The organism is Allokutzneria multivorans (assembly GCF_039537405.1).
Taxonomy (GTDB): domain Bacteria; phylum Actinomycetota; class Actinomycetes; order Mycobacteriales; family Pseudonocardiaceae; genus Allokutzneria; species Allokutzneria multivorans.
On sequence record NZ_BAABAL010000003.1, the window covers coordinates 25,891 to 52,090 of the forward strand.

Consider the following 26,200-nt stretch of genomic DNA (forward strand, 5'->3'; position numbering starts at 1 on the left):
GGGCCTCTGACCTGCGTGAACGCTTCGCGCTGAGATGGCTCAGAACGAGTCGATCGCGCGGTGGAGCGCGTCGAGCCCCGCGTGCCGGGTGCCCGTGCGCCACACGACGCCCCAGGGATAGCCGTCGTCGGTGCCCGTCAGCGGCCGCAGCACGGTGCCAGGGATTTCCGGCTGCCCCACCGGAACCAAGACGGGAGGCTCGCCGGGCCGGACGTGATGCGCGAGGTCCTGCGCGCCGCGCACCACGGGGTGGTCCTCCACCAGCAGGGCACCCCACTTCGCGAGCAGTTCCGCCGCGAGCTGGTCCCACTCGCCGGTCACGTGGTTCCCGGCGCGGCAACAGATCTCCAGCCCTCGCAGCGTGCTCGCCGGAACGGTGCGGCGCCGCGCCAGCGGATGTCCGCGCGGCAGCAGCAAGCCGAGCGGCTCGTTGTGGAACCGGCGGTGCTCGACCCCGGCGGGAAGCGCGAAAGACTCTGGAAGACAACAGAAAATGGCGTCGACATCGTGATCGCGCAGCTGTGCCAGGGATATCGCCAGCCCTGGGTTCTCGCGCGCGTAGAACTCGAAGCCGTCCTCGTCCCGGCGCGCGGTGGCGAGCACGCGCGCGGCGGTGGTGAACTCGCCGACGACATCGACGACGAAGCGCGAGCTGCCTCGGAGCTGACCGACGACCTCGTCGTGGTGGGCGAGCAAGGGCCGCGCGAGCCGCAACAACTGCTCGCCGTCGGAGGTCAGCGACACGCGGCGAGTGCTGCGCGCGAACAGGGGCTTTCCCAGTTCACCCTCCAGCCGCGCGATGTCCCGGCTGAGCGCCTGCTGCGTGACGAAGACCCGCGCGGCGGCGCGCGTGAAGTGCAGCTCCTCGGCGGCGGCCACGAAGTGCCGCAGCAACCGGACGTCCAGGTCGATCACGCTGCCAGTCTCGCTCATTAACATCGCGAACGCGTGAATGAGCGCGTGATCGGTGTTGGACCGCAACCCGCGCGGCGCCGAAGAATCGTCGTCATGACAATTCAACGAATGATCGAAGTCGACGGTGTCAGCCTGTGCGTGGAGAGCTTCGGCGATCCGAGCCGTCCCGCTCTGCTCCTCTTGGCGGGAACGTCCTGCTCGATGGACTGGTGGCCCGAGCCCCTGTGCGACCTCCTGGCCGACCGGGGTTTCTTCGTGATCCGCTACGACCAGCGGGACTCCGGCCGCTCCGCCCACGACGAGCCCGGCAAGCCCTCGTACTCGCTGCCCGACCTGGCCATCGACGCGCTGGGCGTGCTCGACGCGCACGACGTCGAGACGGCGCACTGGGTCGGCTTCTCCTCCGGCGGCTGGGTTTCGCAGCTCGCCGCCGTGCACAGCCCGTCGCGGGTCGCCTCGCTGACGCTCATCTCGACCCGCCCGACCGGCCACGGCCCGGCCGACCCCGACCTGCCCGAGGTCGCTGAGCGCCTGCTCACCGCGTGGGAGTCGGCCGCCGAACCCGACTGGGACGACCACGACGCGGTGCTGGCGTACTTGGTCGACTCGGAGCGCTCGCTCGCGGGCGAACCCTTCGACGAGGCCGCCGCCACGACGATGTGCGGCAAGGCCCTGCGTCGCGCTCGCGACATGCAGGCGTCGGTGACCAACCACCCCATGGCCGACCAGGGCCCTCGCTGGCGAGAACTGCTGCACCGGGTCAGCGCACCGACGCTCGTGCTGCACGGGGCGGTCGACCCCTTGTTCCCCGTCGACAACGCACACGCGCTCGTGGCGGAGATCCCCGGCGCGCGCATGATCGCGCTACCCGGCGTGGGCCACGAGATCCCGCCGCGGCTGTGGAAGGACTACGCGACCACCATCGCCGACCACGCCGTCAGCCCGAGTTGAACCAGAGCAGGACACCGGGGCCGTCGGGCGTGATCACGCACCGCGGAAGTCCTTCTCGACCTGCCCCTGCCGACACCTTGGGGCAGTCTTACGGTTGGTCGGGAGCTCGCGTGAACGCGGCTCGCGGTTTCGTGCAAGTAGTGGTGTGAAAACGATGATGGACCACGCTCCACCCGACTCGGCCTCCTCAGGGGAGGACGATCGGCCGGACCTCTCCGGCCCGGAGCCCGCGGCCGCGTTCGGCGCGCTGTTCGACCGGCACGCGAATCATCTGCACCGCTACCTGGCCAATCGCGCGGGCGCTGCTGCCGACGACCTGCTCTCGGAGACGTTCCTGGCGGCGTTGCAGAGTCGTGCGACCTACGACCCGAGCAGGGCGACGGCGCGCGCGTGGCTGTTCGGCATCGCCACCAACATGCTCCGCAAGTCCGCGCGGCTGGGTGCGCGTCAGCAACTCGCTGTGCGGGCGGCCGAGGGGCTTCCGGAGCGCGTGGAGAGCCATGAGGGACGCGTGGCGGAGAAGGTCGACGCGCAGACCCGGACGCAACAGCTCGCGGTGGCGATCGAGCGCCTCGAAGAGCGGGACCGTGACGTTTTGCTGCTGTCCAGCTGGGCGCAGCTGGATTCGGCCGAAGTGGCTGAGGCACTGGGCATTCCGGTGGGCACGGTCCGGTCGCGGTTGCACCGAGTTCGTCGGCAGTTGCGCGTTGAGGCGCCGAAGGTGGGGGAGTGAAAGCCATGAGTGAGAACGGAACCGTGCGGGCGATGTGGACCGACGCTGAGCTGGACGACGCGCTCTCCGCGCTGCACAAAGAGACCGAGCCGCCGTCGGCAGACGTCCGCGCCACGCTCATGCTCGCTTGCCGTGAAACCCCGCCCAAGCCGCGCCGCAGGTACACGTGGGCCGCGGCGACCGCCGCCGTTGCCGCGCTGACCGCAGGGGTCCTGACGATTCCCGGTGCTCCGTCGGCTGCGGCCGAGGCGTTGGACAGCGCGGCGGCACACGTCCTCGCCGAGCCTGACCCGCGCCCCGGCCCTGGGCAGTTCTTCTACACCTCCACCCGGGAATCGGCCATGGCCAGCTCGATGACCTCGACCGGCAAACCCCTGTCGCTGCTGGAAGAGAGCATGACGCAGCTGTGGGTCCCCGCGATCCGCGCCGAGGAGTGGTTTGTCCGAAGTGGACAGACTGGCGCACGGAAGTGGTTGGTGGGCAACGAAGATCTTGCGCGCAGGGAGGGCGACGGGGGGCTGCTCGACCCGCGCGTGAGCCGGGAGCGGGTGCAGCGCGGGCTGTGCGGGGACTTCCCCGATCAGCGTGAGCTCGGGGGCACGCCGGATGACGGCAAGCCGTGCGGGGAGCGCTACGGGCACTGGGAGGCACCGACTCCGCGTTTCCTCGCCGACCTCCCGCGCGATCCGGACGCGCTCTACGAGCGGCTGAGCAAGGACGCCAAGGGGCGCGGCGCGGACGTGCTCCGGCTGGCCTCCGGGGTGCTCCGCGCCGCCGAGACCTCCGCCGACCTGCGCGCTGCCGTCTACCGCGCGTTGGTGAAGCTGCCCGGACTCGACGTCACCGACAACGCCGCCAACCTGGACGGGCGCAGGGGGACGGCGTTGGGGCTCACCGAGGGCGATCTCCGCGATGAGGTCATCGTCGACACGGCCTCAGGTCGCTACATCGGGCGGCGAAGCGTGCTGGTCAAGCCCGGCACCGGGTACTGGGCGGGACTCCAACCCGGCACCGTCGTGGAGTTCACCGCCGTGACCCTCGGAGTCGCGGACAAGGCAGGCACCCCGCCCGCGAACTGACAGCTGTGGAGGAACCCGTTTCGTACTCACAACGGTGCTGGAGTCCGCTATGAGTACGAAACGGGAACTCGATGGCCTCAGGGGACGCTGAGGCGCACCGGTCCGGATGGTGTCCTGCACGTCATCGGTTCGCCGGTCTTCAAGACCCCTCAACCCCCACCCCTGCGGTCATCAACGACGGCAAACCCGGGGTTCGGGGTGGTTGGCGATGATCAGCAAGGGGGTTAGGGGGTCTTGAAGACGCGCAAACCCGAGGGCTAGGCGCGTTGCCAGCGCTGGGCGGCAGTGCCGTCGCAGGGGCGTAGGCCGACGTTGACGGAGCTGGTCCTGCTGAGGCAGTGGCCGGTGTCAGCGGCCTTGATCAGCAAGCTGGCCGAACTGCCGCCCACGTTCCAGCGCTGCGCCGCCGAGCCGCCACAACCGGACAGCCCGACCTCTGTGCGGATGCGGGTGGCACAGGTGCCCGTCCCGACGTGCTGCAACGAGGTCGAGATGCTCGGCGAACTCCAGCGCCACAGCTGCCGGTTGCCGGGCCCGCACGTGGCGAGCCGGACACCGCCGAGGCCGCCGCCCATGCCCGCGTCCAGGCACGCGTTCGTCCCGGCGAGCATGAACCGATGGGTCAGCACCGCCGCGGACGCCGGCTGGGCAAGCCCTCCCACGAGCCCGGCCGCGAGCACCACGGGCGCGATCGCACGCGTGATCCTCATGATCAACCACACGCCACGGTGATCTCGTTGGAGGTCTTGACCCACTCGTGCCCGGGCTGACCGCTGTTGATGAGCGCGCGCCACTTCTTCGACTTGGTGCCGTTGCAGGTGTAGGTCGTGACGGCGTACTGGTTGGTGCGCCACACGCCGGAGCGGGTCACGTGGTCCTTCCAGCCGATGGTCCGCTTCACCTGCAACCTGATCGTGTAGCCGGTCGTGGCCTGGTCGCAGTTGAAGAACCCGCCGAGCCCGTCGATGAAGTTGCCGCGCTTCTGCACGGAGATGCGCACGTGCTTGTCCGGATCGCACGCGGCCAGCGCCCCTGCCTCCTGCGCCGACGCGCTCCCCGGCACGAGCAGCGTCGTAGCGGCGATCGCGGCGGTCACCGCTGTCGCGAAGATCTTCCCCATGGCGTTCTCCCTCCTGAACGAGTACTGCTCGACCGTGCAGGAGCGGGCTTGCGACTTTCTGCATTGCCCAGGTCAGCCGTTGAGATTGGCGCCCCGGATTCCCTTTGAGGAGTCGCATTGCCGGGTGCGCGAATTTCACGGTGTGCCCGAGCAGGTTCAAGATCAGGCCGTCTGCCGACGACGGCCGGCGAGGGCGTCAGCCGACCGCGCAACGGTAGGGCGGGAGCGTGCCCGAAGACTCAACCTCGTCCTCGGGGCGTGGCTGTCGAGCGCACCGGGCGCGCCGAGACGAATGGCTTCAGTCGAGTGTCCATTGTGGACGTTGATCGCAGGTTGAGGGGCCACTGTGGACGGTCGAAACGACGAAGGCCGGGCGAATCGATCGCCCGGCCCTCGTCGTGGATCACGCGTCCTTGTTGTCCTCCCACCACTTCTGGCCGGTGTCGGGCAGCGTGGTGATCGGGTCGTAGTACGGGTAGCGGCGGTCCAGCGCCTCGCCGTCGGAGAGCTCGATGCCGGTGCGGTAGTTCTTGGTCCAGTACGAGATGCCCAGCTCGCGGTCGTACTCGGCGAGCTGGTGCACCCAGCGCTTGCCGACGTAGGGCACGTCGCACACGATGCGCGGCGTCGCGTACCCGGGCAGGTAGCCCATGATCGCGTGCTGGAGCTCCTGCGCCTCCCACACCGCGACGCGCCAGTGCTCGGCGTTCGGGATCATGTCGCACATGTAGAAGTAGTACGGCAGGATGCTCGCTTCCCCTTGCAGCGCAAAGCAAAGGTCGAGCAACGCCTTCGGGTCCGCGTTCACGCCGCGCATCAGCACGCCCTGGTTGCGGACGTCCCGGACGCCGACCTCCAGCATCGCCCGCGCGGCCTCGGCCACGAGCGGGGTGACGGACTGGACGTGGTTGACGTGGGTGTGGATCGCGAGGTTCACGCCACGGCGGCGAGCGGTGCGCGCCACGCGCTCCATGCCCTCGACGACGCTCGGCTGGATCCAGTGCTGCGGCAGCCCGGCGAGCGCCTTGGTGGCCAGACGGATGTCGCGCACGGTCTCGATGTCGAGCAGCCGCATCAGGTACGACTCCAGCTGCCGCCACGGCACGTTCGCGACGTCACCGCCGGAGACGACCACGTCCCGCACACCGGGGGTCTTCTTGAGGTAGTCGATCATCTGGTCCTGGCGGTCGACCGGCTTCAGCGAGAGCTTGTGCTTGTCGACCTGCGGCGTGGAGTTGCCGACGAGGTCCATCCGGGTGCAGTGCCCGCAGTACTGGGGGCAGGTGGAGAGCAGCTCGGCGAGCACCTTGGTCGGGTAGCGGTGGGTCAACCCCTCGACGACCCACATCTCCGCCTCGTGCAGCGAGTCGCGGGAGGAGTGCGGGTGCGAGGGCCACGCCTGCTCGCGGTCGGAGGCGACCGGGATCATGTAGCGGCGGATCGGGTCGGCGTAGAAGGCCTCGGTGAACTCCTCCGGTGAGCCCGCGCCCTCCGGCACCATCGTGTTGATCATCTGCGGCGGCACCAGCATGGACATCGTGGCCAGCTCGGACTGGTCGGCCGCGAGGTCGTCGTAGAACCGCTCGGTGAGCAGATCGCCCATGAGCGCGCGGAGCTGGCGCACGTTCTTCACGCAGGACACCCGCTGCCACTGCGCGTCCCGCCACTGCGCCTCGGTGATGTGCTTCCACCCCGGGAACCGGCGCCAGTCGGGCTCGCGCAGTTCCTGCCGCACGTACTCGTACGGCTGGCGCGCGCTGTGCTCGATGGCAGCCGAGACCGTCGTGCTGGTGGTGGTCACCTCGTCGTGAACCGCAGTCATAACTACTCCTCGCCCTCAAGACGACGTAAAGATATGCTGCCAGAACGCAGCGATGGCGTAAATCTTTCGGAGGTTAGCGTGACCGAGGCCGGTTCCCCGAGTCAAACGCCGGGTCAGACCTCGCCGTTCGGACTGCACCGGGTGGTCGAACCGGCCGGGGTGCTCCCGCAGCAGGCGTGGCGGCTGGACGCCGACCCCGTTCCCGGCCGGGACGAGGTGGTGATCGACGTCGAGCGGCTGAACCTGGACGCTGCCTCCTACCGTCAGCTCCGCGAGACCTACGGAACCGGTCCTGAGCTGCGCAAAGCCGTGCTCGACATCGTCGCGGAGCGCGGCAAGATGCAGAACCCGGTGACCGGTTCCGGCGGCATGCTGCTGGGTACCGTGCGCGAGGTCGGGCCGGAGTCCCCATTGGGTCTCAAGCCCGGCGACCGGGTGGCCACGCTGGTCTCGCTGACCCTCACCCCGTTGCGCATCGACGACCAACTTTCGGACTGGGACGGTCAGGGGGAGCAGGTTCCGTGCAAGGGCACCGCCGTGCTCTTCGGCCGCTCGATCGCCGCCGTGCTGCCGGACGACGTGCCCGACCTGCTCGCGCTGTCGGTCTTCGACGTGTGCGGAGCGCCCGCGCTGACCTCGCGCGTCGTCGATCGCCGCAAGGACGCCTCCGTGCTGGTCCTCGGTGGAGGCGGCAAGTCCGGATCACTGTCCTTGGCAGCCGCGCGCCGGGCCGGGGCGAAGCGCCTGGTCGCGCTCGTGCCGTTCGAGGCCGAAGCGGAGGTCGTGCGCGCGTCCGGCCTGGCCGACGAGGTCGTGGTCGCTGACGCGCGCGACCCGATCGCGGTGCTCAACGCGGTCGGCGAAACCGTGGACGTGACCGTGGTCTGCGTGGACGTGCCCGGCTGCGAGCACGGCGCGGTGCTGGCCACGAAGGACGGCGGCACGGTCATCTTCTTCTCCATGGCGACCTCGTTCTCCGCCGCCGCCCTCGGCGCCGAGGGGCTGGCCGCCGACGTCGAAATGCTCGTCGGCAACGGCTACGTGCCCGGTCACGCGGCGTTCGCGCTGGAGCTGTGGCGCGCTGAACCCGGGGTCCGCACCGTGTTCGAGGCCAGGGAACGGCAGACTTCCGGATCATGACGCGCAGAATCCCGACCCTGTTGCACGGCGGCCGCATCCACAGCTCGGCCGCCTCCGACGCGACCGCGATGGCGATCGAGGGCGACACCGTCGTGTGGGTCGGCCAGGACGCCGTGGGCAGGGCGCTCTACGGCGGTGCCGAACAGATCGACCTCATGGGCGCGTTCGTGACTCCGGCCTTCGTCGACGCGCACGTGCACGCGACCTCGGCAGGGTTGCAGATCGAGGGCCTGGACCTGACGGGCTGCGCGTCGCTGACCGAGTGCCTCGACGCGGTGCGCCGCTTCACCACCGCCAACCCCGGCGGCCTGGTGTGGGGTCAGGGTTGGGACGAGACGAAGTGGCCGGAGGGCCGTGCGCCGACCCGCGCCGAGCTGGACAACGCGGCCGGGGCAGCCGCGGTCTACCTCTCGCGGATCGACGTGCACTCCGGGCTCGCCACCACGGCGTTGATCGAGAAGGCGCCCGAGACGCGCGACGCGGTCGGCTGGTCGGCCGACGGGCCGTTGACCCAGGAAGCGCATCACCACGTGCGCCGTGCCGCGCAGCAGGCCCTCACCCCGAGCCAGCGGCGTTCGGCGCAGCTCGCGTTCCTGGATCTCGCCGCCGCCAACGGCATCGCGTCCGTGCACGAGTGCGCAGGGCCGGACATCTCCAGTGCTGAAGACCTCGCCGAGCTGCTCGAACTGTCCACTGTGGAGGACGTCCCCGAGGTCGTCGGCTACTGGGGCGAGCTGAACGCCTTTGACACGGCGAAGGAACTCGGAGTTCGCGGCCTCGCGGGGGACCTCTTCGTCGACGGCGCGATCGGTTCGCGCACCGCCGCGCTGTGCTCGCCGTACACCGACCGCGCTGACACCTCCGGCGTGCTCTACCTCCGCGCCGACGAGATCGCCGAGCACGTGATCGGCTGCACGCGCGCGGGGTTGCAGTCCGGGTTCCACGTGATCGGTGACGCTGCGGTCGCCGAGGTGATCGAGGGCTTCGCGCTGGCGGAGAAGGTCGTTGGCGCGCACGCGCTTTCGGCCGCTCGGCACCGCTTGGAGCACCTGGAAATGGTGTCGCCCGAGCAGGCCGAGCGCCTCGCGAACTGGGGTGTCACCGCCTCGATGCAGCCGCTGTTCGACGCGGAGTGGGGCGGCGCCGATGGCATGTACGCACAGCGGCTCGGAGTCCCGCGCGGAACTCAGCTCAACCCGTTCTCGCAGCTCGCCGCGGCCGGTGTGGTGCTGGCATTCGGTTCCGACACGCCCGTCACCCCGGCCGCGCCGTGGGCCACGATGCGCGCCGCCGTGCACCACCGCACCGCCGGTCTCGGCATTTCCCCGCGCGCCGCGTTCACCGCGCACACGCGTGGCGGCTGGCGCGCCTGCGGTGTCAACGACGGCGTCACCGGCACGATCAAGCCCGGTGCTCACGCCACCTACGCGGTGTGGGAGGCGGGCGAGCTTGTCGTTGCGGCGCCGGACAACCGCGTGCAGCGGTGGTCCACCGACCCGCGCTCCGGAGTTCCGGGGCTGCCGAAGCTCGACGCGGACACGCCGTTGCCGCGCTGTATCCGTACTGTCCGGAGTGGACGGACGATCTATGACGGAGGCTCAAGCCAATGACAAGGGCGTTGTTGGGACTGGACCAGAGCACTGTCGCGAGGGCGAGGGAGCTGGCCGCTGCCGCCGCCGCTCCGGTGATCGAACTCGCGAAGGCGCACACCACCGTCGCCGTCGAGCGCGCGACGCTGCGACTGGCCGGGATCACCGGTGCCGACACCACACACCGCGCCGGTGACGTGCCGTGGGTGAACCGGGTCGTCGACACCGTTCGTGACCACTGCGGACTGGAACAGGGCGCGCTGCTGCCCGTCTTCCACGCGCTGCGCCAGCACGATCTGGGCACGTTGACCGAGCTGGCCGAGGCGACCGCCGCCGGTCAGGTCCAGTTCGTCCAGCCCGAGGGCAAGGACCGCACCCTCGCCGCGAAGACCGCACGATCGGCTGTGGGCAAGGGAATCCGGCTGGTCGACCGCAGCAAGGCCCAGCGCGCCAAGCTCGTCGACAAGATCGGCGACCCGCAGCAGCGGCCGTGGATCTACCTGATCGTCGCCACCGGCGACATCGACGAGGACGTCGTGCAGGCCTGCAACGCCGCGCGCGCGGGCGCCGACATCATCGCGGTGATCCGCTCCACCGGACAGTCCCTTTTGGACTACGTGCCGGAAGGCGCGACGCACCACGGGTTCGCGGGCACCTACGCCACGCAGGAGAACTTCCGGATCATGCGCTCGGCGCTGGACGAGGTGAGCAAGGAGGTCGGCCGCTACATCCGGCTGACCAACTACGCCTCGGGGCTGTGCATGCCGGAGATCGCCGTGCTCGGCGGTCTCGAACGGCTCGACATGATGCTCAACGACTGCATGTACGGCATCCTGTTCCGCGATATCAACCCGATCAGAACCTTTGTGGACCAACGGTTCTCGCGCCAGGTGCACGCGAGGGCGGGCATCATCATCAACACCGGCGAGGACAACTACCTCACCACCGACGACGCCGTGGACGCCGCGCACACGGTGACCGTCTCGCAGCTGCTCAACGAGCGGTTCGCGCACGAGGCCGGGCTGCCGGACGAGCTGCTCGGGCTCGGGCACGCCTTCGAGATCAACCCCGACCTGCCGGACTCGTTCCGGATGGAGCTGGCGCACGCGCTGCTAGCCCGCGAGGTCTTCCCGGACGCGCCGCTGAAGTGGATGCCGCCCACCAAGCACATGACCGGCGATGTGTTCCGGGGGCACCTGCTGGACGGCTTCTTCAACCTCGCGGGTGTCCTCACAGGACAGAGCATCCTGCTCGTCGGCATGATGACCGAGGCCGTGGTGACGCCGTTCCTGTCCGACCGCGATCTCGCCGTCGCCAACGTGCGCTACGTGCTCAACGCGGCGGGCAACCTCGCCGAGGACTTCCGCCCCGCCCCGGACGGCTTCATCGTCAAGCGCGCGCACCTCGTGCTCGACGAGGCGGTCGGGCTGCTGGAGCGCATCGGCCGCGACGGCCTGCTGAAGGCGATCGCCGAGGGCACTTTCGGCTTGATGAAGCGCCCGCCGGAGGGCGGCAAGGGCGCGGACGGCGTTGTGGTCAAGGCGGAGGAGTACTTCAACCCCGCCATCGAGATGCTGGAGACGGGGGCCACGAAATGACGAGTCTGGAGACCAAGCGCTACGTCCGCCCCTACGGCGACACCACCGGCGACGGCATGGTGCAGATGTCGCTGACCGTCCCGGTCCCGCACGGCCCCAAGGCCGAGGGCGCCGCCGCGCAGCTCGCCGCCAAGATGGGCATCGAGCCCGCGATGGTGGTGCACTCGCACGCGATCGGCCCCGACTTCACCTTCGTGGTCGTCTACGGTTCGGTGAAGCACCTGATCGACCTCGACGAGGTCAAGGTGGTCGAGCGCGAGTACCCGCTGCTCACCCCGACCGAGATCAACACTTCGGTGAAGAAGTCCTTGCGGCGCAAGATGGTCGTGGTCGGCGCCTGCATCGGCACCGACGCGCACACTGTCGGCATCGACGCGATCCTGAACATCAAGGGCTTCGCCGGGCAGAAGGGCCTGGAGTACTACCGCGAGCTGCGCGTGGTGAACCTCGGCGCCCAGGTCGCCGTTCCCGACCTCGTCAAGCGCGCCCGCTCGGAGAAGGCCGATGCCGTGCTCGTGTCGCAGGTCGTGACCCAGCGCGACGCGCACCTGTTGAACACCAAGGAGATGGCCGCCGCGTTCCGCGAGGCGATGGGCGAACGCCGCCCCCTGCTCGTCGCGGGCGGCCCGCGCTTCGACCCGTTGCAGGCACCCGAACTCGGCGTCGACCGCGTCTTCGGGCGCGGCACCACTCCCGGCGAGGTCGCCAGTTTCCTCGTGCACGCCATGTCCAACAAGGAAAAGGTGGCTTGATGTCGCTCGTCGAAGGCTTCACCGTGACCCACCGCGGGTACGTCCCGTACTCGCACGCGCACTACGGCGGCAACCTGGTGGACGGTGCGTACAGCCTCGGTCTGTTCGGCGACGTGGCCACCGAACTGTGCATCCGGACCGACGGTGACGAGGGCTTGTTCGCCGGGTACGCGGGCGTCGAGTTCCTCGCGCCCGTCCGCGCCGGTGACGTCGTCGAGGTCGCCGCGACCCTCACCCGCATCGGAAACCGTTCGCGCACAGTCGCTTTCGAGGCTCGCGTGGTCTGCCGCGCCGCCCCCGACCGCGGCCCGTCCTCCGCCGACGTGCTCGATCCACCGCTCGTGGTCACCCGCGCCACCGGCACCGTCGTGGTCCCCATCGCCACGACGTGATCACCGTCTACCAGGAGCTGATGCGCACGCGGATCGCACCGTGGTTCCGCGAGGCCGGGTTTCGCGGCTCCGGCGGCAAGTTCGTCCTGCCGTCGGAGTCGCACTGGGCGCTGCTCGGCTTCCAGAAGTCCGTCCACAACGACCGCGACGAGGTGCGCTTCACCGTCAACCTGCTCTGCGTCAGCAAGCAGCAATGGGCCTCTTTGCACGCGGCGGAGCCGTTTCTCGGCGAGCGCCCCTCCGCGACTGTCTACTATGGACGCGAAGTCCCTCGCGCGCGCATCGGCGAACTCACACCGTCCGGCGAGGACAAGTGGTGGCGCCTGCGCTCCGGCCGCTCCGTGGAGCCGATCGTGGCTGACCTGCTGCACGACCTGGCCGAACACGCCATCCCCTGGCTCCGCTCAGCTCAGCGCTGACACCAGGATCGGCACCGAAGCAGGGGCGGGGCCGCGCGCGGGGATGTGAAGATCGCGTAGGTTCGGCGGTGTGACTGAGTTGCGGCGGATCGCCGAGGACGTGTGGGCGTGGGTCGGGCCGGGGCGCGGTTGGGGGTGGAGCAACGCGGGAGTCGTTGGCGGCCAAGGAGAAGCGCTGATCGTCGACACGCTCTACGACCTCCGGCTGACCCGGGAGTTCCTGGCAGGGGCCGCACAGGTGCTCGACGGGCGGGAGATCACCGACGCGGTCAACACGCACGGCAACGGCGACCACTGCTTCGGCAACGAGCTGCTGGCGCCCGAGGTGCGCGTCCACGCGGCCCGGGGGAGCTCCTCCGCCCTGCACGACGCGCCGCCGCAGCACATGTCCGCGCTGCTCAAGGCCGACCTGGGGCCGGTGCTCACGCCGTACATGCGCAAGTCCTTCGGGCCGTTCGCCTTCGACGAGATCACGCTGCGCGAGCCGGACTCGCTCTTCGACGGCGAGCGCACCCTGGACGTCGGCGGGCGCGAGGTGCGCCTGCACGACCTCGGGCCCGCGCACACCGAGGCGGACACGGTGGCGCACGTGCCGGACGCCGGGGTGGTCTTCGCCGGGGACCTGCTCTTCGCGGAGGCCACGCCGATCATGTGGGCGGGGCCCTCCAGCAACTGGATCGCCGCGTGCGACCGCATGATCGCGATGGACCCGGAGGTCGTGGTGCCCGGCCACGGCCCGATCACCGGGCAGGACGGCGTCCTGGCGATGCGCGGCTACCTGGAGCACGCCTTCGAGCACGCCGAGGCCGCGCACGCGCGGGGAGAGAGTGTCGAGCAGGCCGCGCACGGCTTCGACACGGGCCCGTACGCCGGCTGGGAGAACCCCGAGCGGATCGTGATCACGATGCACGCGCTCTACCGCGAGGTCGACCCCGCGTCGCCCGCCGTGGACATGCTGACGATCTTCCGCATGATGGCCGAGTGGGACCGGGTCAACGGCGCGGACGCATGATCAGCGCGGTGAGGTGGTAGACGCACGGCTCGGGACCGGGATTCGCGAAGCCGTGCACCACGTCCGCCGCGAAGTACGCCGAGTCGCCCGCGTCCAGCGTCAGCCGCTGCTCGTCCACGGTGAGCGCGAGGGTGCCTGACTGCACGACCACGTATTCGTGCGAACCGGGCGCGTAGGCGGGGAAGTCGCCCGCGTCGCAGCCAGGGGGCAGCTCGGTGCGCAGCAGCTCGACGTTCACCCCGGGCACCACCGGGGACAGGATGGTGCGCCGCCAGCCTCCGGGGTGCTCGGAGACCTCCTGTTCGGCGGCTCGCCTGACGATCACCTTGTCCTGCGCGGGTTCCGCGACGAGTCGCGGCAGCGGGACGCCGAGCCCGTCGGCGATGCGGGAGAGCACGGTGATGGTCGGCGCCTTCGCCGCGCGCTCGACCGAGGACAGCATGCTCACGCTCACCGAGCTGCGGTCGGCCAGCTCTTGCAAGGTCAGGCCGCGGCCGGTGCGCAGCTGCTGCACGCGCTCGCCGAGCGCTCCGAGGTCCAGCATGTGCGCTATAGTAGACGTAGTTTCTCTATAGCGAAAAGGGGGTGCGTGTGGAGATCCGCCAGGCGCGGCCGGACGATCTCGACGCGGTCGAACGGATCTACGCCCACTACGTGCTCACCGGCGTCGCGACCTTCGACGAGCACCCACCGGAGTGCGCCGACTGGCTGCGCACGCACTCGAAGCTCGCCGCGGCGGGACTGCCGTTCCTGGTCGCGGAAGAGCGCGGCGAGGTCATCGGCTACGCGCTCGCCAAGCCCTGGCGCGACCGCCCGGCCTACCGTGCGACCGCCGAGGAGTCGATCTACCTCGCCCCGGAGGCCGCGGGCAGGGGAGCCGGGACCGCGCTGCTCACCACACTGCTGGCCGACTGCGCGCGCGGCGGCATCACCGAGGTGCTCGCGGTGATCGTGGACAGCGGCGACCCCGCGTCGCTGCGGCTGCACAAGCGGTGCGGCTTCGTGGAGTCCGGTCGCCTGGCGCGCGTGGGGCGCAAGCACGGGCGCGTGCTGGACACCGTGCTCCTCCAGTGCTCGCTGGGAAATCCGCTGGACAGCGCGGCGACGATCGGGGCGTGACGAGCTGGACCTTCGCCGCACTGGCACCCGCGCACCCCGATGCGACGCAGATGATCAGGAACTACTTCCGGGAGATCATCGGGCGGTACCACGGGCGGTCGGCGACGTGGGCGGAGGTCGACGAGGAGATGGGTGTCGACCCGAGCGACGACCTGCCGCTGCTCGTGGTGGCGTACGCGGACGGGACCGCGGCCGGGTGCTTGGGGATGCGGTTGCTCGAACCCGGGACGGGCGAGCTGACCAGGATGTTCGTCGAGCCCGAGTGGCGCGGGCACGGCGTCGGCGCGCTGCTGATCGCCGAGGTGGAGCGGCTCGCGCTCGCCGACGGCGTGACGGCGCTGCGGCTGGACACGCGCTCTGATCTGGTCGAGGCGCGGCGGCTGTACGCGAGCCAGGGCTATCGCGAGATCCCCGCCTACAACCACGGTCCGTACGCCCAGCACTGGTTCGAGAAACGCCTCGAACCCAATGTGACTAGGTAAAACGCGTGTTGGGCTGACCGGGTGACGTCCGCCTGCCGTTGACCGCTCGAACCCGACAGCTCGCCGCGCCGTATCCGCCGTTTGCCACGCCCGCAAGATCCACTTGCCAGAATTGGCTTGTCGCCGAGTGCGTGGGACGGGAGCCAGATGAGCGTGGAGCGGGTGTCACAGCAGCCGTCACGGCCGAGTCCGACCGTGCTCGCGCCACGCCGCCGCCGTGTGCAACTCGGCCCAGCGGGCAGGGGGCCGCGTTCGGTGAGCGCGATTCCCGCGCAGCGCCCGGCCGTGCGCAAGCGCCAGGACGGCCCGCTCGCACCGCTGCTGCGCCGCACCCGCCGCTGGTCGCCGACCACCCGGCGCGTCGTGTTCACGTTGGTTCCGCTGGTGGCCTTCGGCGCGGTGTCCCTGCTCGCGGGCCCCGCCGTCGCCGCCATCATCCTGGCCGTGTTCTTCAGCGGAGCCGCGTTCTTCCGTCCGCGCGGCTAGCGGGTTCGGCTCGGCCAAAGAACGCGGACCGCTCACCGCTCCGCCGGGTCTGCTCGACGCCAGTTTGCGCTACTGGCAAACAGCATTCCCTAGGATTTGCATAAGCACGGGGGGAGAAGCACCAGAAAGCGCGTGGCCCCCGATGGACAAGATCAGGGGCCACGCGGTGCTGTTCCGCTGTGCGAATCGGGTTGCGCCGAATACACAGATAAGGAAAGCAAGTTGAGTCTAGAACGACCAGGCAGTGGTGCGGCAAGCAAGAACGGCAAATCGCTCGGTCAGGTGCGCAGGCGACACGTTCGCATCGCGCCGCCGACCCGCAGCGACCACGGCGGGAAGCGCCGCGCTGCGAAGCACGTGCACAGCCAGGACCAGAAGCGTTGCGCGGGTTCCGGCCGTCCGTGGTCGGCGGTCCAGGCGGTCGTCACCGGCGTCATCAGCGACTGGAGCACCGCGGGGCGGTTGATCAGCTACACGGTCGTCGCGACGATCGCGCTGCTGGCGCTGGCCGCGGTGAGTGGCCCGCTCGTCAGCGGAGTGGTGATGACCGCGCTGTTCGGCGGGTCCGGCCTGACCAGGTGGCTGGACCGGGCTCGCTGACCGATCGGCGCCTCGGCCGCTCCCGCGGCTGAGGCGCCGCCTCAGCGGGTGGGGTAGCTGTGGAAGCCCCGGCCCGTCTTGCGGCCGAGGTGACCCGCGCACACGAGGTCGGCGAGCAGGCGGCTCGGCGCGAAGCGCGGGTCGTCGGTGTACTCCTGCAACACCACGAGCGAGTCCAGCACCGTGTCGAGGCCGATCAGGTCGGCGGTGGCCAGCGGGCCCATCGCGTGCCCGAGGCACTCCTGGAAGATCTTGTCCACAGTGGACGGATCGGCGGTGCGCGCCTGCACGACGTGCGCGGCCTCGTTCACCGCGAGCAGCACGACGCGGTTGGCGACGAAGTCACCGACGACGATGCCCAGCTTGCCGATGCCCGCGAGCATCTCCAGCGTCCGGTCCACGGTGTCGTCACTGGTCAGCGGGCCCCTGACCACCTCGACGGAGCGCTTGAGGGGCGCGGGGTTCATGAAGTGGGTCGCCAGCACCCGCTTCGGCCTGCGGGTGTTGGCCGCAAGGCGCTCGACGGGCACCGTCGAGGTGCAGGAGGTGAGCACGGCATCGGGGCGGCAGACCACGTCCAGCTCGCCGAAGATCTTGTCCTTGAGGGCCAACCGCTCCGGGGCGCACTCGATGACGAACTCGGCGTCGGAGAGCTCGGTGACCTCCTCGGTCCAGCGCACGTGGGCCAGCGCGTCCTGCGGCGCGGCCGAGGGCAGCCTGCGCAGCTGCTTGCCCAGCCGCAGCCCCTCGCGCAGCCGCTCCCGCCCCGCGCCGAGCGCGCCGGGCACCGGGTCGACCACGATCACCTCGTGGCCGGCCTCCGCGAGGCACTGCGCGACGCCCGCGCCCATCGTGCCTGCGCCGATCACTCCGATCGGCCGGGCAGCGTTCATCCCGACTCCTTCGTCACCCACGTTCCCGACGAATCATCGACGCGGCCGCCCGTTCGCCGGAGAACGCCGTGGTGCCGCCCGGCTCGCCCGACGATCCTTCGCTGAGCGCCGCGACGGTCGTCGGTGCCCTCGTGATCCTCGCGTCCGGGGCAGCCTACGTGCCTTCGCACCCAAGGTGTTCCGCCGAGTGGTGGGACCGATCATGAGATCGACACCGCGGGTCCGAGTTGGCGTGAGAACGCTCTCTCCGTTCACCAATCTGTCCACTGTGGACGTTCAGACGGGACGAGTGGCGGGAACGGACTGGTGGAACCGGAAGAAGCCGCTCGGGTCGTACGCGTCCTTGACCGCCACCAGCCGTTCGTAGTTGTCGCCGTGGTAGGCGCGGGCCCAGTCACGGAGGTCCGGGTCGGGGAAGTTCGGGTACACCCCGCCGGTTCCCCACGGTCGCGGGATCTCCCACGACCGCGTCAGCCAGGTGCGCGCGTGATCCAGTCCTGATCGCGTGGTCACGCCGTGCTTGACGAGAAAGCGCGCGTCCCGGTGAGCGAATGCGGTGGCAGCGCGGGGAACCCGGGCGTAGGCGCCGCCAAGGGCGGTGAAGTCCAGTTCGCGCGCCTCGCTTTCACGACGGTCCTGCTCCAGGTTCGCCACGAGCGCGGTGATCGTCTCCTGCGGTAGGTCTTCCGCGAAGAACTCCGACTTGCTCAAGGAGATCCCGGGCTCGGTCGGCCGTTGCGCGAGATACCGCTTGGCTTCCCGGAACGGCAGGTGCCGGAACACCGCGCTCGTCGGTGCCAGCCCGCTCAGCGGTGCCAGCATCGCGGCCGTCTCGGTCTCGGTCGCGATCGCCGCTCCGAGGACCAGCGCCCCGGTCGGAGTGACGAGCAGGCTCGCGGCCAAGGCGTCGGGCGCGTCCGGGGCCGCCTCGATCCACGCCGAGATCACCTCTGCCGCGCGGTGCACCGGCCAGCGCAGGTGGAACACCGTCAACTCGGGTGCGGCGACAGTGCGGAAGGTCAACGACGTCACCACACCGAAGTTGCCGCCGCCCGCGCCGCGCAATGCCCAGAACAGCTCGCTCTCCCGCTCCTCGTCGCACCGGACCACTCGGCCGTCGGCGAGCACCACCTCGGCGGAGAGGAGGGAGTCGCAGGTCAGGCCGTGGCGGCGACCGAGCACACCGAGACCGCCGCCGAGGGTGAGGCCCGCGATCCCGACTGTCGGCCCGCACCCGGCCGCGATGGCCCGGTCGTCCAACGCGTCGTACAGATCGCCCAGCAGGGTGCCCGCGCCGACCGTCGCGACGTCGCCCGCGCAGGACACCGACCGCATCGGCCCGACGTCGAGCACGATGCCGTCTGTCGTCGAGCGCCCGGCGAAGCAGTGCCCGCCGCTGCGCGGGACGAGGTGGATGCGATGGGAGCGGGCACGGGCGATGGTCTCGGCGACCTCGGCGGGGGAACGGCAGGGCACGACGATCGTGTTCGGATTCATGACGCGGACGCTAAGCGTCGCCGGGATGCCTTCTCTTGATGAAATCGGCCATCTCCAGCAACGGCGAGAACGATGCTTCGTGTTCGTGCCCGCAGCCGCACTGCCGCTCGGTCTCGCGGAGGAACTCGCGGGGTGTGATTCCGGTCAGCCGCGCGCACTCGCGAGTCAGGTGGGCCTGGTCGGCGTAGCCCGAAGCGGCCGCGAGCGCCGCGAGCCCACCGGGACGCCGCCCCCGGGCGAGCGCGGACTGGACCTCGGCGAGGAACACCTGGAACCGCAGCACCCGCTGGAGCGCCTTCGGCGCGAGCCCGGTCGTCGCCTGGCACCGACGCCGGAAGTGCCGCTCGGAGAGGGGCAGCGACGACCGCTCCGCCCACAACAGGCGCACGATGCCTGCTGCGACGGGATCGGCGCGCTCGGCTGAGCGGAGCCGGTGCAGGACCATCTGCTGCGGATCACCGTCCACTGTGGAGGATTGTCCCCAGATCTCCGCCACGTCGACCACCGTGTCGGTCAGTTCCGCTGCGGGTAGCCCGAGCACCGTGGACGCCGCGCCCGGGGCGAATCGCACGCCGAAAACGCTCGTGTGCGGTGGAAGCACCTCGACAACGGGCCCCGTCAGCGGTCCGGCGAGCTGCGCTGGCGCACCGGAACGACAACGGAGCTCAATCGACCCGTTCGGGATGTGTCGATGCCGATGAGGCCGTGTGCCGGTGCGCTGCGTCCAGGTCGCGGTGACGAGTCCGCGCAGCGCTGGCACCGGCCGACGCTCCTCGAAGCTGTGCTCCACTGCGCCCAGCACAGGTTCGATCACGTGGGCGGCCGGGGCACGCGGGGGAGGGTGATGCCGAAGTGCTGGTGGTAGGCGGCGAGGATCTCCTCGTCGGAGCGCAGGATCTGCTCCGTCCGCTCACCACCGACCGTCCTGATGAGACGGTCACCGGCGAGCGTCACCCGGCCGCCGGGAACGGCCATGGAGCACGTGGGGCCGCGCAGGAACGGCGAGTCGGGCGAGGTCTGCTGGTACCAGCAGGTCGGCGCGAAGTCGCTCAGCCTGCGCGGACGCGGGTCCAGGCGGTACTCGGGCGAGCCGTTGCGCAGCACGTCGAGATCGCCGTCCACAGTGGACTGGAGAACGAACGTGCCTTCGGGGTCCTCTTGCGGGTCACGGGAGTTCAAGCGCAGCGGGAACGTGCTGTGCCGCCCGAAGCCGACATCGGCCAGCCACGGCTCGTCCAGGTGCACGAGCAGCGCCATGTGGTCGAAAGGCGCCCCGGCGACCCCGTTGTGGAACACGCCCGCCGACAGCATCTCGACGCGGAAACCCAGCTCCGTCAACAGGTGCGCGAACGCGGTGTTGAGCTCGTAGCAGAAACCGCCGCGCCGCATCCGGACGACCTTGTGCAGCACCGCGTCGGTGTCGAGCACGATCGGCGTGCCGAGGTGGATGTCCAGGTTCTCGAACGCAACGGTGGCGATGTGCCGCGCGTGCAGGTACCGCAACGACTCCGCGTCAGTCCGAAGTGGACGGTCAGCGCCGATGCGGGCGAGGTACTCAGCTACGAGACTCACAGAGGGCTCCGAAGCGGTCGAGCAGCCGAACGGGGTCGTCCTCGACGATGAGCAGCTCGCGGGCGTCGGTGCGGAGGAACTCCTCGGCGACCATGTGGTCGGCGAGGGACACCAGCGGCCGGTAGAAGCCCTTGACGTCCAGCAGTGCCAAGGGTTTCGCGTGGATGCCGATCATCGACCAGGTCCACACCTCGAACAGCTCCTCCATGGTGCCGATGCCGCCGGGCAGCGCCACGAACGCGTCGGAGAGCTCGGCCATCTTCGCCTTGCGCTCGTGCATGCTGTCCACGACGTGCAGTTCGGTGAGCCCGCTGTGGCCGATCTCCCGCGCCATCAGCTGCTGCGGGATCACGCCGTGCACCTCACCGCCCGCGGCCAGTGCGGCGTCGGCGATCTCGCCCATCGTGCCGACCGAAGCTCCGCCGTACACGAGGCCGATGCCGCGCTCGGCCAGCAGACGACCGAAGGTCCGCGCCGTCTCGACGTACTCGTTCGCCCGGCCGGGCCGGGAACCGCAGAAGACGCACACTCGCATGCGCGAGATCCTGTCATGCCCCCGAATCGCCGTACTCGGTCGCCTTCTCGTGCGCGCGGAAGCGGCCCGCCTCCACGCCGAGCTGGGAGAGCAGGAAGGCGCCGACCCCGATGTCGTCGGTCAGCCCGATCACCGGGAGCAGCTCGGGGATGAGGTCGATCGGCGACAGGATGTAGAGCACGCCGAAGATCCAGAACAGCCGCTTGGACCACGGCGGCGCGGGGTAGGTGCCCGCGCGGATCGCCCGCGCCATCCTCGGCAGCACGCGCAACCGCGCGATGAGGCCGAGCCGCCCCCGCGCGATCCGCACCACGCCGAGGACGACCGCCGCACCGGCCAGCACGAACAGGATCGTGCCGATGGTGGTGGGAGCGACGCCCAGCACCGGGTCGGTCATGCTCCAGAACGCGAACGCGCCGAGCCCGAACAGCAGCAGGCCGAGAAGGATCACGACGTCCACGCTACCGCCGGCGACGCGAAAGGGCCGGTCCCCGCCGCCCGGGGACCGGCCCTGCTCCACGAGGGGCGTCAGGCGTCGCGCTTGGCCAGCAGGCTCTGCCCGATGCCCAGCACCACCAGCACCCAGGCGACCAGCACGATCGCCGAGACCCCGGGGTTGATCGCGTAGGGCGAGGTCGCGGCGGTCAGACCGGCCACGTTGTGCAGTGCCTCGCCCGGCAGGTACGGCATGATCGAGTTCCCGGCCTCGCCCACCCAGCCCACGATGCTCGGGATCACCAGGGCGACCAGCGCGGCGAGGATGCCGCCCGCGGTGCTGCGGAAGACGATGCCGAAGGCGACCGCGATCAGGCCGTACAGCGGGGCCATGATCGCCGAGCCCAGGATCAGCCGGAGGATGCGCGGATCGGCGACGCTGGCGATGTCCAGGCCCTGCGCGAGCAGGATCAGCTGGCCGACGCCGTAGGCGACGAACGCGGCGACGACACCGACCACGTAGGTCACCACCGCGATCACGATGGCCTTGGCCGCCAGGAACTGGCTGCGCTTGGGCGATGCGGTCAGCGTCACCCGGATCATGCCGGTGGAGTACTCCGAGCCGATGGTCATCGCCGCCATCACCATCAGGGTCAGCGCCGCGGCGTCCGAGCCGAGAAGGCTGGTGGAGACCACGTCGAAGACGTCGCGCTTGGCGATGTCGGTCCCCGTGGTCACGGCGCTGGTGAGCACGAACAGCGCGGCGGCGAGCGCGGCCAGTCCGACCGCGACCAGCAGCAGGATGCGGCTCGTGCCGAGGCTCCAGATCTTGGTCCACTCCGAGCCCACGGTGGTGAACAGGCCCGATGGCTTGTGCTTGGTCCTGGGGGAATTGACAGAGGCGGTGCTCACTTGGACTCCTTCGCGCGGTAACCGACCTGGTCGCGGGTCAGGTGGATGAACGCCTCCTCCAGGCCGGGGCGGCGGGGGGTGAGCTCGTGCAGCGCGATGCCGTGCCGCGCGGCCAGCTCACCGATCGCGGGGGCGTCCACACCGCTGACGATCAGCTCGTTGTCGGCGCCGGAGACGATGTGCGCCTCGGTGTGCTCCAGCAGCGCGACCAGCTCGGACGCCCTGGGCGAGACAACGCTGACCTGCGCGGCGGCGCCCTGGCGGACCAGGTCGTGCACGCTGACGTCGGCGATGAGCTTGCCCTTGCCGATCACCAGCACGTGGTCGGCGGTGGCTTCCATCTCGTTCATCAGGTGGCTGGAGAGGAAGATCGTCCGCCCCTCCGACGCCAGGCCCTTGAGCAGGGTGCGGACCCAGACGATGCCCTCCGGGTCGAGGCCGTTGAGCGGCTCGTCGAGCATCAGCACGGCCGGATCGCCGAGCAGCGCGGCGGCGATGCCCAGGCGCTGGCGCATGCCCAGGGAGAACTCGCCGACCCGCTTGTCACCCGCCTTGCCGAGCCCGACCAGCTCCAGCACCTCGCCGACGCGCTTCTGCTCGATACCGCCGGCCTGGGCGATCCAGCGCAGGTGCGCCCGCGCCGTCCGGCTCTTCTGCAACGCCGCCGGGTCCAGCAGCGCGCCGACCTCCCGCAGCGGAGCGGCCAGGCTGCGGTAGTTGCGGCCGCCGACCCTGGCAGAGCCCTTGGTCGGGGTGTCCAGACCCAGGATCATCCGCATCGTGGTCGACTTCCCGGCGCCGTTGGGGCCGAGGAAGCCGGTCACGCGACCCGGGGACACCGTGAACGAGAGATCGTCCACGGCGACGACGTCCCGATACCGTTTGGTGAGACCGTGAACCTCGATCATTGAGTTCCCCATCGCTTAAGAAGTGGTCGAAGTCTTGTGCACACGACAAATGTGCCGGGAGATCACCGTCCGGACATACCTCGTCCGTCACCAATCGACCATGACGTCTGTCAGGGACTCTTCTGGGTGACATCGCCGCAGTTCACGGGGTTGTAATCCGGTTCGTCGATGGGTGAGTCGTCAACCGGGACGCAGATAACGCGACTATAACCGCCGGTGCAGTACAGCTACTTCGCGGTGAAGAGCACCGCCGTCTCAGCGGAGGAGATGACCGTGCGGTCGGGCGCCCAACCGGACGTGGTCCTGGTGATCATGCAGGTCGTGCGCCACTTCGGCCACGAGGACGGTTTCGCCGGGGGTTGGGGTGTCTTCAAGACCGGCGAACCTGATGACTTGCAGGACAGGGTCTAGTACCTGTCCCGATACCTGACGCCGCGCAGCGCGCCCGCTCCGGCCGAGCCGCCGAGAATCATCGCCTCGTCGCGCGGGTCGCGTGCGCGCAGCCCCGCCAGGACACGTTTCACCTGCTCCTCGGCGGGTTCGTCGGTCACACCGATCATCCGGCTCAGGTGGTAGTAGGCACCCCGAGGCGTGTGCGGCGGCGTGTAAAAGGTCAGCTCGACCGAGGCGTCCCTGGGGATGGCGAAGCACAACTCGCTGTCCCAGTCGCCCAGCACGCCCGGGTCGGCCCGCAGTGCCTCCTGGAGCAGCCGGGAGAGCGTGCGCGCGGGCCACTCCCACGAGCGGTCCCTGCTCGCGCGCTCCAGTTCGGCCTCGTACTGCGCGGCGGAGAACCGGAACTCCTCGGTCGGCACCTCAGCGCGGTCGGAGGTGTTCTCCCAGTCGTACCAAACGATCTCCGAGTCCTCGCGGCGCATCCGGACCGACAGAGCGCCACAGCACTCCGCGATGCACTCGGCCTCGGCGATGCGCACGGTGCGCGGCTCGTCGCCCGGCGCCAAGCGGCCCGCCTCGCCCAGCACGTAGTCCGGGTCGTAGTTCGGGCCCGCGTCGAAGCACTCGCGCGCGATGTCACGACCGTCCACGAGCACGCGCAGCTCGGCCGCGTCCCAGTCGGATTCCGGCGGCGTGACCACCACGAGAGCCAGCTTGTTCAGCACGTTTTCCACGCTAACCCGGCCACGGTCGCGGTGCGCGCAAACGTGCCCCAACTGGCGGTTTCAGCCCTGCTTGAAGCCGGGCGGCCGGACGTGAAGCCGTTGCTAGGTTCACGCCATCGAGGGGTGGGGGAGCGCCTCCGGGCGCTCCCTCCGATCGCGGGTCGCGCGCTCGAAGTCAAGCAGGTGACGCTTGCGCTCGATACCGCCGCCGTAGCCCGTCAGGTCCCCCGTGGAGCCCACCACGCGGTGGCACGGGACGATGATGCCCACGGGGTTCTTGCCGTTCGCCAAGCCGACCGCGCGCGAGGCCGTCGGTCGCCCGATGCGCTCCGCCAGCTCGCCGTAGGACACGGTCTCGCCGTACGGGATCTCCAGCAGCGCGGCCCATACCTGTCGCTGGAAGGGCGTTCCCGCCAGGTTCAGCGGCAGCTCGAAGTCCGTCAGCCGTCCGGCGAAGTACGCCTCCAGCTGCTCGACGACCTCGTCGAAACCACTGTCCACTCTGGACCCGAACGTGGCTTCGGCCGGACGGTGCCGCTGCTCGACCATGTAGAGCCCGGACAGCTCACCGTCGGTCGCGACGAGCGTCAGCGGCCCGAACAGGCTGTCAGTCACCGTGTGCGTGCGCTGTGCCATGGGGAGATCTTCTCCTTACTGTGGAAGCAGGTTGATGGGGTGGTCGCCGGTCGCCCACAGGTACTGCACGGCGTAGGCGCGCCACGGTCGCCACGCGCTCGCGTGCGCGGTCAGCGCTGCGGGTGTGGAAGGCAGCCCGAGTGCTTCGGCCGCGACGCGGATGCCTAGGTCGCTGGGAATGAACGCGTCCGGATCGCCGAGCGCGCGCATCGCAATGGACTCCACGGTCCACGGGCCGAAACCGGGCAGCTCTGCGAGCTGGGCGCGAGTGCGCTCCCAGTCGCTGCCAACACCTAGGTCGATTTCGTGCAGCGAGCCGATGAGCGTCAGCAGTGTCGTCCTTCGGGAACGCGGCAGTGCCAAGGACTCCGGGTTCACCTCCGCCAACGCCTCTGGTGTCGGGAACAGATGCGTCAGCCCACCTGCGGGGTCCTCGATCGGTTCTCCGTGCGCGGCCACGAGCCGTCCCGCGTGGGTGCGCGCGGCAGCCGTGGAGACCTGTTGGCCGAGAACCGCGCGCACGGCGAACTCGGCTCCGTCCACCGTGCGCGGCACCCGTCGCCCCGGTGCCTTCGCGACGAGCGGCTTGAGCACCGGGTCCTCGGAGAGCTGGGCGTCCACTGCGATCGGGTCCGCGTCCAGGTCGAGCATCCACCGACACCGGCTGATCGCGATGGACAGATCACGGAGGTCGGTCAGCGTCAGCTGGCACGCGATGTGGTCAGGCATCGGCCGTAGCGCCACGATGCCGTGCCCGTGCGGCAAGCGCATCGTGCGGCGATAGGCACCGTCACGCCACTCCTCCACACCGGGTACTGCGGTTGCGGCTAGGTGCCCGAAGAGGTTGTCCGGGCACAGCGGCGCACGGAACGGCAAGCGCAGTGAGAGCGTTCCGGAGGACGTGGTCTGCTTCGCGCGCTTACGGAGCTCCGTCGGTGACAGTGCGAAAACTTCGCGCACGGTGTCGTTGAACGACCGGATGCTGGCGAAGCCAGACGCAAGCGCTACGTCGGACATCGACAGCGCGCTCGTTTCGATCAGGATGCGCGCCGACTGGGCGCGTTGGGCACGCGCGAGTGCCAGGGGACCCGCGCCGAGTTCTGCGCGCAGCAGGCGTTCGAGCTGCCGTGTGCTGTAGCCGAGCCGCGCGGACAGACCGGGGACACCGTCACGGTCAACCACACCGTCAGCGATGAGCCGCATGGCGCGTGCCACTACGTCCGCGCGCTCGTTCCACTGCGGTGAGCCGGGACTGGCGTCGGGCCGACAGCGCTTGCACGCGCGGAAACCGGCTTGCTGCGCGGCGGCAGCGGTGGGGTAGAAGCGCATGTTCTGCGGCTTGGGCGGCACGACGGGGCAGCTCGCGCGGCAGTAGATCCGCGTGGTCAGCACAGCGGTGAAGAACCACCCGTCGAACCGCGAGTCCTTCGACTGGACCGCGCGGACGCAGCGCTGCGTGTCGTTGTGCATGCCCCCAGCCTT

31 protein-coding genes are annotated in these 26,200 nt (G+C 70.0%); 15 read left to right on the forward strand and 16 right to left on the reverse strand.

Annotated elements, in window-relative coordinates; translation table 11 throughout:
* Window positions 1-39: 39 nt before the first annotated feature.
* Window positions 40-915: a LysR family transcriptional regulator gene (locus ABD798_RS00560; RefSeq protein ID WP_344870408.1), complete on the reverse strand. Its 876-nt coding sequence runs from the start codon at window positions 913-915 to the stop codon at window positions 40-42.
* A 108-nt stretch (window positions 916-1,023) separates the two neighbouring features.
* On the opposite strand from ABD798_RS00560, the gene ABD798_RS00565 reads away from it, so the two are divergent.
* The 3 genes from ABD798_RS00565 (at window position 1,024) to ABD798_RS00575 (ending at window position 3,678) form a co-directional block, all read left to right on the forward strand.
* Window positions 1,024-1,866 (forward strand): alpha/beta fold hydrolase, encoded by an 843-nt coding sequence (locus ABD798_RS00565; RefSeq protein WP_344870409.1) that lies wholly within the window; start codon window positions 1,024-1,026, stop codon window positions 1,864-1,866.
* 154 nt (window positions 1,867-2,020) lie between these two features.
* Window positions 2,021-2,599, forward strand: coding sequence for an RNA polymerase sigma factor (locus tag ABD798_RS00570; protein ID WP_344870709.1), 579 nt, complete (start codon window positions 2,021-2,023; stop codon window positions 2,597-2,599).
* A 5-nt stretch (window positions 2,600-2,604) separates the two neighbouring features.
* Window positions 2,605-3,678: a CU044_5270 family protein gene (locus ABD798_RS00575; RefSeq protein ID WP_344870410.1), complete on the forward strand. Its 1,074-nt coding sequence runs from the start codon at window positions 2,605-2,607 to the stop codon at window positions 3,676-3,678.
* 257 nt (window positions 3,679-3,935) lie between these two features.
* On the opposite strand, the gene ABD798_RS00580 is transcribed toward ABD798_RS00575, so the two are convergent.
* The 3 genes from ABD798_RS00580 to ABD798_RS00590 form a co-directional block, all read right to left on the reverse strand.
* Window positions 3,936-4,388: an RICIN domain-containing protein gene (locus tag ABD798_RS00580; protein ID WP_344870411.1), complete on the reverse strand. Its 453-nt coding sequence runs from the start codon at window positions 4,386-4,388 to the stop codon at window positions 3,936-3,938.
* A 2-nt stretch (window positions 4,389-4,390) separates the two neighbouring features.
* Window positions 4,391-4,798: a hypothetical protein gene (locus ABD798_RS00585; protein WP_344870412.1), complete on the reverse strand. Its 408-nt coding sequence runs from the start codon at window positions 4,796-4,798 to the stop codon at window positions 4,391-4,393.
* A gap of 403 nt (window positions 4,799-5,201) precedes the next feature.
* The gene (locus ABD798_RS00590) at window positions 5,202-6,620 is read right to left on the reverse strand and encodes a KamA family radical SAM protein (RefSeq protein ID WP_344870413.1); all 1,419 of its coding nucleotides are present in this window, start codon (window positions 6,618-6,620) and stop codon (window positions 5,202-5,204) included.
* Between the two features lie 78 nt (window positions 6,621-6,698).
* Here ABD798_RS00590 and kdd point away from each other — a divergent pair, with 78 nt between their 5' ends.
* The 7 genes from kdd to ABD798_RS00625 all read left to right on the forward strand — a co-directional run bounded on the left by kdd (window position 6,699) and on the right by ABD798_RS00625 (window position 13,522).
* On the forward strand, window positions 6,699-7,760 hold the full coding sequence (gene kdd / locus ABD798_RS00595) for an L-erythro-3,5-diaminohexanoate dehydrogenase (RefSeq protein WP_344870414.1): 1,062 nt from the start codon (window positions 6,699-6,701) through the stop codon (window positions 7,758-7,760).
* Window positions 7,757-9,370, forward strand: a complete 1,614-nt coding sequence (locus ABD798_RS00600) for an amidohydrolase (protein ID WP_344870416.1) — start codon at window positions 7,757-7,759, stop codon at window positions 9,368-9,370. The genes kdd and ABD798_RS00600 overlap by 4 nt, the downstream gene beginning before the upstream one ends.
* Window positions 9,367-10,947 carry a lysine 5,6-aminomutase subunit alpha gene (kamD, locus tag ABD798_RS00605; RefSeq protein ID WP_344870417.1) on the forward strand — a complete coding sequence of 527 codons (1,581 nt, stop codon included), beginning with the start codon at window positions 9,367-9,369 and terminating at the stop codon, window positions 10,945-10,947. The genes ABD798_RS00600 and kamD overlap by 4 nt, the downstream gene beginning before the upstream one ends.
* Window positions 10,944-11,699 carry a lysine 5,6-aminomutase subunit beta gene (gene kamE / locus ABD798_RS00610; protein WP_344870418.1) on the forward strand — a complete coding sequence of 252 codons (756 nt, stop codon included), beginning with the start codon at window positions 10,944-10,946 and terminating at the stop codon, window positions 11,697-11,699. Before kamD ends, kamE begins: the two co-directional genes overlap by 4 nt.
* Window positions 11,699-12,091, forward strand: a complete 393-nt coding sequence (kal, locus tag ABD798_RS00615) for a 3-aminobutyryl-CoA ammonia lyase (protein ID WP_344870419.1) — start codon at window positions 11,699-11,701, stop codon at window positions 12,089-12,091. Before kamE ends, kal begins: the two co-directional genes overlap by 1 nt.
* A complete protein-coding gene (locus tag ABD798_RS00620) occupies window positions 12,088-12,510 on the forward strand; it encodes a DUF4304 domain-containing protein (protein WP_344870420.1) in 423 nt (140 codons plus the stop codon). Before kal ends, ABD798_RS00620 begins: the two co-directional genes overlap by 4 nt.
* A gap of 70 nt (window positions 12,511-12,580) precedes the next feature.
* Complete coding sequence (locus ABD798_RS00625) at window positions 12,581-13,522, forward strand: MBL fold metallo-hydrolase (protein WP_344870421.1); 942 nt, start codon at window positions 12,581-12,583, stop codon at window positions 13,520-13,522.
* Here ABD798_RS00625 and ABD798_RS00630 read toward each other — a convergent pair.
* Window positions 13,503-14,066, reverse strand: a complete 564-nt coding sequence (locus tag ABD798_RS00630; RefSeq protein WP_344870422.1) for a helix-turn-helix domain-containing protein — start codon at window positions 14,064-14,066, stop codon at window positions 13,503-13,505. The genes ABD798_RS00625 and ABD798_RS00630 overlap by 20 nt on opposite strands.
* A 41-nt stretch (window positions 14,067-14,107) precedes the next feature.
* On the opposite strand from ABD798_RS00630, the gene ABD798_RS00635 reads away from it, so the two are divergent.
* The 4 genes from ABD798_RS00635 to ABD798_RS00650 all read left to right on the forward strand — a co-directional run bounded on the left by ABD798_RS00635 (window position 14,108) and on the right by ABD798_RS00650 (window position 16,209).
* Window positions 14,108-14,641: a GNAT family N-acetyltransferase gene (locus ABD798_RS00635; protein WP_344870423.1), complete on the forward strand. Its 534-nt coding sequence runs from the start codon at window positions 14,108-14,110 to the stop codon at window positions 14,639-14,641.
* Window positions 14,638-15,123 (forward strand): GNAT family N-acetyltransferase, encoded by a 486-nt coding sequence (locus ABD798_RS00640; protein WP_344870424.1) that lies wholly within the window; start codon window positions 14,638-14,640, stop codon window positions 15,121-15,123. Before ABD798_RS00635 ends, ABD798_RS00640 begins: the two co-directional genes overlap by 4 nt.
* A gap of 255 nt (window positions 15,124-15,378) precedes the next feature.
* Window positions 15,379-15,609 carry a hypothetical protein gene (locus tag ABD798_RS00645; protein ID WP_344870425.1) on the forward strand — a complete coding sequence of 77 codons (231 nt, stop codon included), beginning with the start codon at window positions 15,379-15,381 and terminating at the stop codon, window positions 15,607-15,609.
* Window positions 15,610-15,891: 282 nt separating this feature from the next.
* Entirely contained in the window at window positions 15,892-16,209 is a 318-nt protein-coding gene (locus tag ABD798_RS00650) for a hypothetical protein (RefSeq protein ID WP_344870426.1), read from the forward strand.
* Between the two features lie 41 nt (window positions 16,210-16,250).
* On the opposite strand, the gene ABD798_RS00655 is transcribed toward ABD798_RS00650, so the two are convergent.
* The 8 genes from ABD798_RS00655 to ABD798_RS00690 form a co-directional block, all read right to left on the reverse strand.
* Window positions 16,251-17,102, reverse strand: coding sequence for a 3-hydroxyacyl-CoA dehydrogenase family protein (locus tag ABD798_RS00655; protein WP_344870427.1), 852 nt, complete (start codon window positions 17,100-17,102; stop codon window positions 16,251-16,253).
* A 276-nt stretch (window positions 17,103-17,378) separates the two neighbouring features.
* A complete protein-coding gene (locus ABD798_RS00660; protein WP_344870428.1) occupies window positions 17,379-18,599 on the reverse strand; it encodes an FAD-binding oxidoreductase in 1,221 nt (406 codons plus the stop codon).
* A gap of 10 nt (window positions 18,600-18,609) precedes the next feature.
* Window positions 18,610-19,413 (reverse strand): DUF6597 domain-containing transcriptional factor, encoded by an 804-nt coding sequence (locus ABD798_RS00665; protein WP_344870429.1) that lies wholly within the window; start codon window positions 19,411-19,413, stop codon window positions 18,610-18,612.
* Entirely contained in the window at window positions 19,410-20,171 is a 762-nt protein-coding gene (locus ABD798_RS00670; protein WP_344870430.1) for an arylamine N-acetyltransferase family protein, read from the reverse strand. Before ABD798_RS00670 ends, ABD798_RS00665 begins: the two co-directional genes overlap by 4 nt.
* Window positions 20,155-20,706 (reverse strand): LOG family protein, encoded by a 552-nt coding sequence (locus ABD798_RS00675; protein WP_344870431.1) that lies wholly within the window; start codon window positions 20,704-20,706, stop codon window positions 20,155-20,157. The genes ABD798_RS00670 and ABD798_RS00675 overlap by 17 nt, the downstream gene beginning before the upstream one ends.
* Window positions 20,707-20,719: 13 nt before the next feature.
* Window positions 20,720-21,157, reverse strand: coding sequence for a YkvA family protein (locus ABD798_RS00680; protein ID WP_344870432.1), 438 nt, complete (start codon window positions 21,155-21,157; stop codon window positions 20,720-20,722).
* 77 nt (window positions 21,158-21,234) lie between these two features.
* Window positions 21,235-22,053, reverse strand: a complete 819-nt coding sequence (locus ABD798_RS00685; protein ID WP_344870433.1) for an ABC transporter permease — start codon at window positions 22,051-22,053, stop codon at window positions 21,235-21,237.
* Complete coding sequence (locus ABD798_RS00690) at window positions 22,050-22,961, reverse strand: ABC transporter ATP-binding protein (protein ID WP_344870434.1); 912 nt, start codon at window positions 22,959-22,961, stop codon at window positions 22,050-22,052. The genes ABD798_RS00685 and ABD798_RS00690 overlap by 4 nt, the downstream gene beginning before the upstream one ends.
* Before the next feature lie 216 nt (window positions 22,962-23,177).
* On the opposite strand from ABD798_RS00690, the gene ABD798_RS00695 reads away from it, so the two are divergent.
* A complete protein-coding gene (locus tag ABD798_RS00695) occupies window positions 23,178-23,372 on the forward strand; it encodes a hypothetical protein (RefSeq protein WP_344870436.1) in 195 nt (64 codons plus the stop codon).
* Here the strand turns inward: ABD798_RS00695 and ABD798_RS00700 are convergent.
* The 3 genes from ABD798_RS00700 to ABD798_RS00710 all read right to left on the reverse strand — a co-directional run bounded on the left by ABD798_RS00700 (window position 23,369) and on the right by ABD798_RS00710 (window position 26,188).
* Window positions 23,369-24,082: a hypothetical protein gene (locus tag ABD798_RS00700; RefSeq protein WP_344870437.1), complete on the reverse strand. Its 714-nt coding sequence runs from the start codon at window positions 24,080-24,082 to the stop codon at window positions 23,369-23,371. The genes ABD798_RS00695 and ABD798_RS00700 overlap by 4 nt on opposite strands.
* Before the next feature lie 108 nt (window positions 24,083-24,190).
* Window positions 24,191-24,718, reverse strand: coding sequence for a methylated-DNA--[protein]-cysteine S-methyltransferase (locus ABD798_RS00705; protein ID WP_344870438.1), 528 nt, complete (start codon window positions 24,716-24,718; stop codon window positions 24,191-24,193).
* Window positions 24,719-24,733: 15 nt separating this feature from the next.
* Window positions 24,734-26,188, reverse strand: a complete 1,455-nt coding sequence (locus tag ABD798_RS00710; protein ID WP_344870439.1) for an AlkA N-terminal domain-containing protein — start codon at window positions 26,186-26,188, stop codon at window positions 24,734-24,736.
* Window positions 26,189-26,200 lie beyond the last annotated feature (12 nt).

Bases quoted from the DNA above. Each gene is read 5' to 3' on its own strand.
- ABD798_RS00630 (WP_344870422.1), bottom strand. From the start codon at position 14,066: ATGCTGGACCTCGGAGCGCTCGGCGAGCGCGTGCAGCAGCTGCGCACC.
- ABD798_RS00675 (WP_344870431.1), bottom strand. From the start codon at position 20,706: ATGCGAGTGTGCGTCTTCTGCGGTTCCCGGCCCGGCCGGGCGAACGAG.
- kamE (WP_344870418.1), top strand. From the start codon at position 10,944: ATGACGAGTCTGGAGACCAAGCGCTACGTCCGCCCCTACGGCGACACC.
- ABD798_RS00575 (WP_344870410.1), top strand. From the start codon at position 2,605: ATGAGTGAGAACGGAACCGTGCGGGCGATGTGGACCGACGCTGAGCTG.
- kal (WP_344870419.1), top strand. From the start codon at position 11,699: ATGTCGCTCGTCGAAGGCTTCACCGTGACCCACCGCGGGTACGTCCCG.
- ABD798_RS00660 (WP_344870428.1), bottom strand. From the start codon at position 18,599: ATGAATCCGAACACGATCGTCGTGCCCTGCCGTTCCCCCGCCGAGGTC.
- kamD (WP_344870417.1), top strand. From the start codon at position 9,367: ATGACAAGGGCGTTGTTGGGACTGGACCAGAGCACTGTCGCGAGGGCG.
- ABD798_RS00710 (WP_344870439.1), bottom strand. From the start codon at position 26,188: ATGCACAACGACACGCAGCGCTGCGTCCGCGCGGTCCAGTCGAAGGAC.
- ABD798_RS00570 (WP_344870709.1), top strand. From the start codon at position 2,021: ATGATGGACCACGCTCCACCCGACTCGGCCTCCTCAGGGGAGGACGAT.
- ABD798_RS00590 (WP_344870413.1), bottom strand. From the start codon at position 6,620: ATGACTGCGGTTCACGACGAGGTGACCACCACCAGCACGACGGTCTCG.
- ABD798_RS00655 (WP_344870427.1), bottom strand. From the start codon at position 17,102: ATGAACGCTGCCCGGCCGATCGGAGTGATCGGCGCAGGCACGATGGGC.
- ABD798_RS00580 (WP_344870411.1), bottom strand. From the start codon at position 4,388: ATGAGGATCACGCGTGCGATCGCGCCCGTGGTGCTCGCGGCCGGGCTC.
- ABD798_RS00600 (WP_344870416.1), top strand. From the start codon at position 7,757: ATGACGCGCAGAATCCCGACCCTGTTGCACGGCGGCCGCATCCACAGC.
- ABD798_RS00585 (WP_344870412.1), bottom strand. From the start codon at position 4,798: ATGGGGAAGATCTTCGCGACAGCGGTGACCGCCGCGATCGCCGCTACG.
- ABD798_RS00565 (WP_344870409.1), top strand. From the start codon at position 1,024: ATGATCGAAGTCGACGGTGTCAGCCTGTGCGTGGAGAGCTTCGGCGAT.
- ABD798_RS00705 (WP_344870438.1), bottom strand. From the start codon at position 24,718: ATGGCACAGCGCACGCACACGGTGACTGACAGCCTGTTCGGGCCGCTG.
- ABD798_RS00690 (WP_344870434.1), bottom strand. From the start codon at position 22,961: ATGATCGAGGTTCACGGTCTCACCAAACGGTATCGGGACGTCGTCGCC.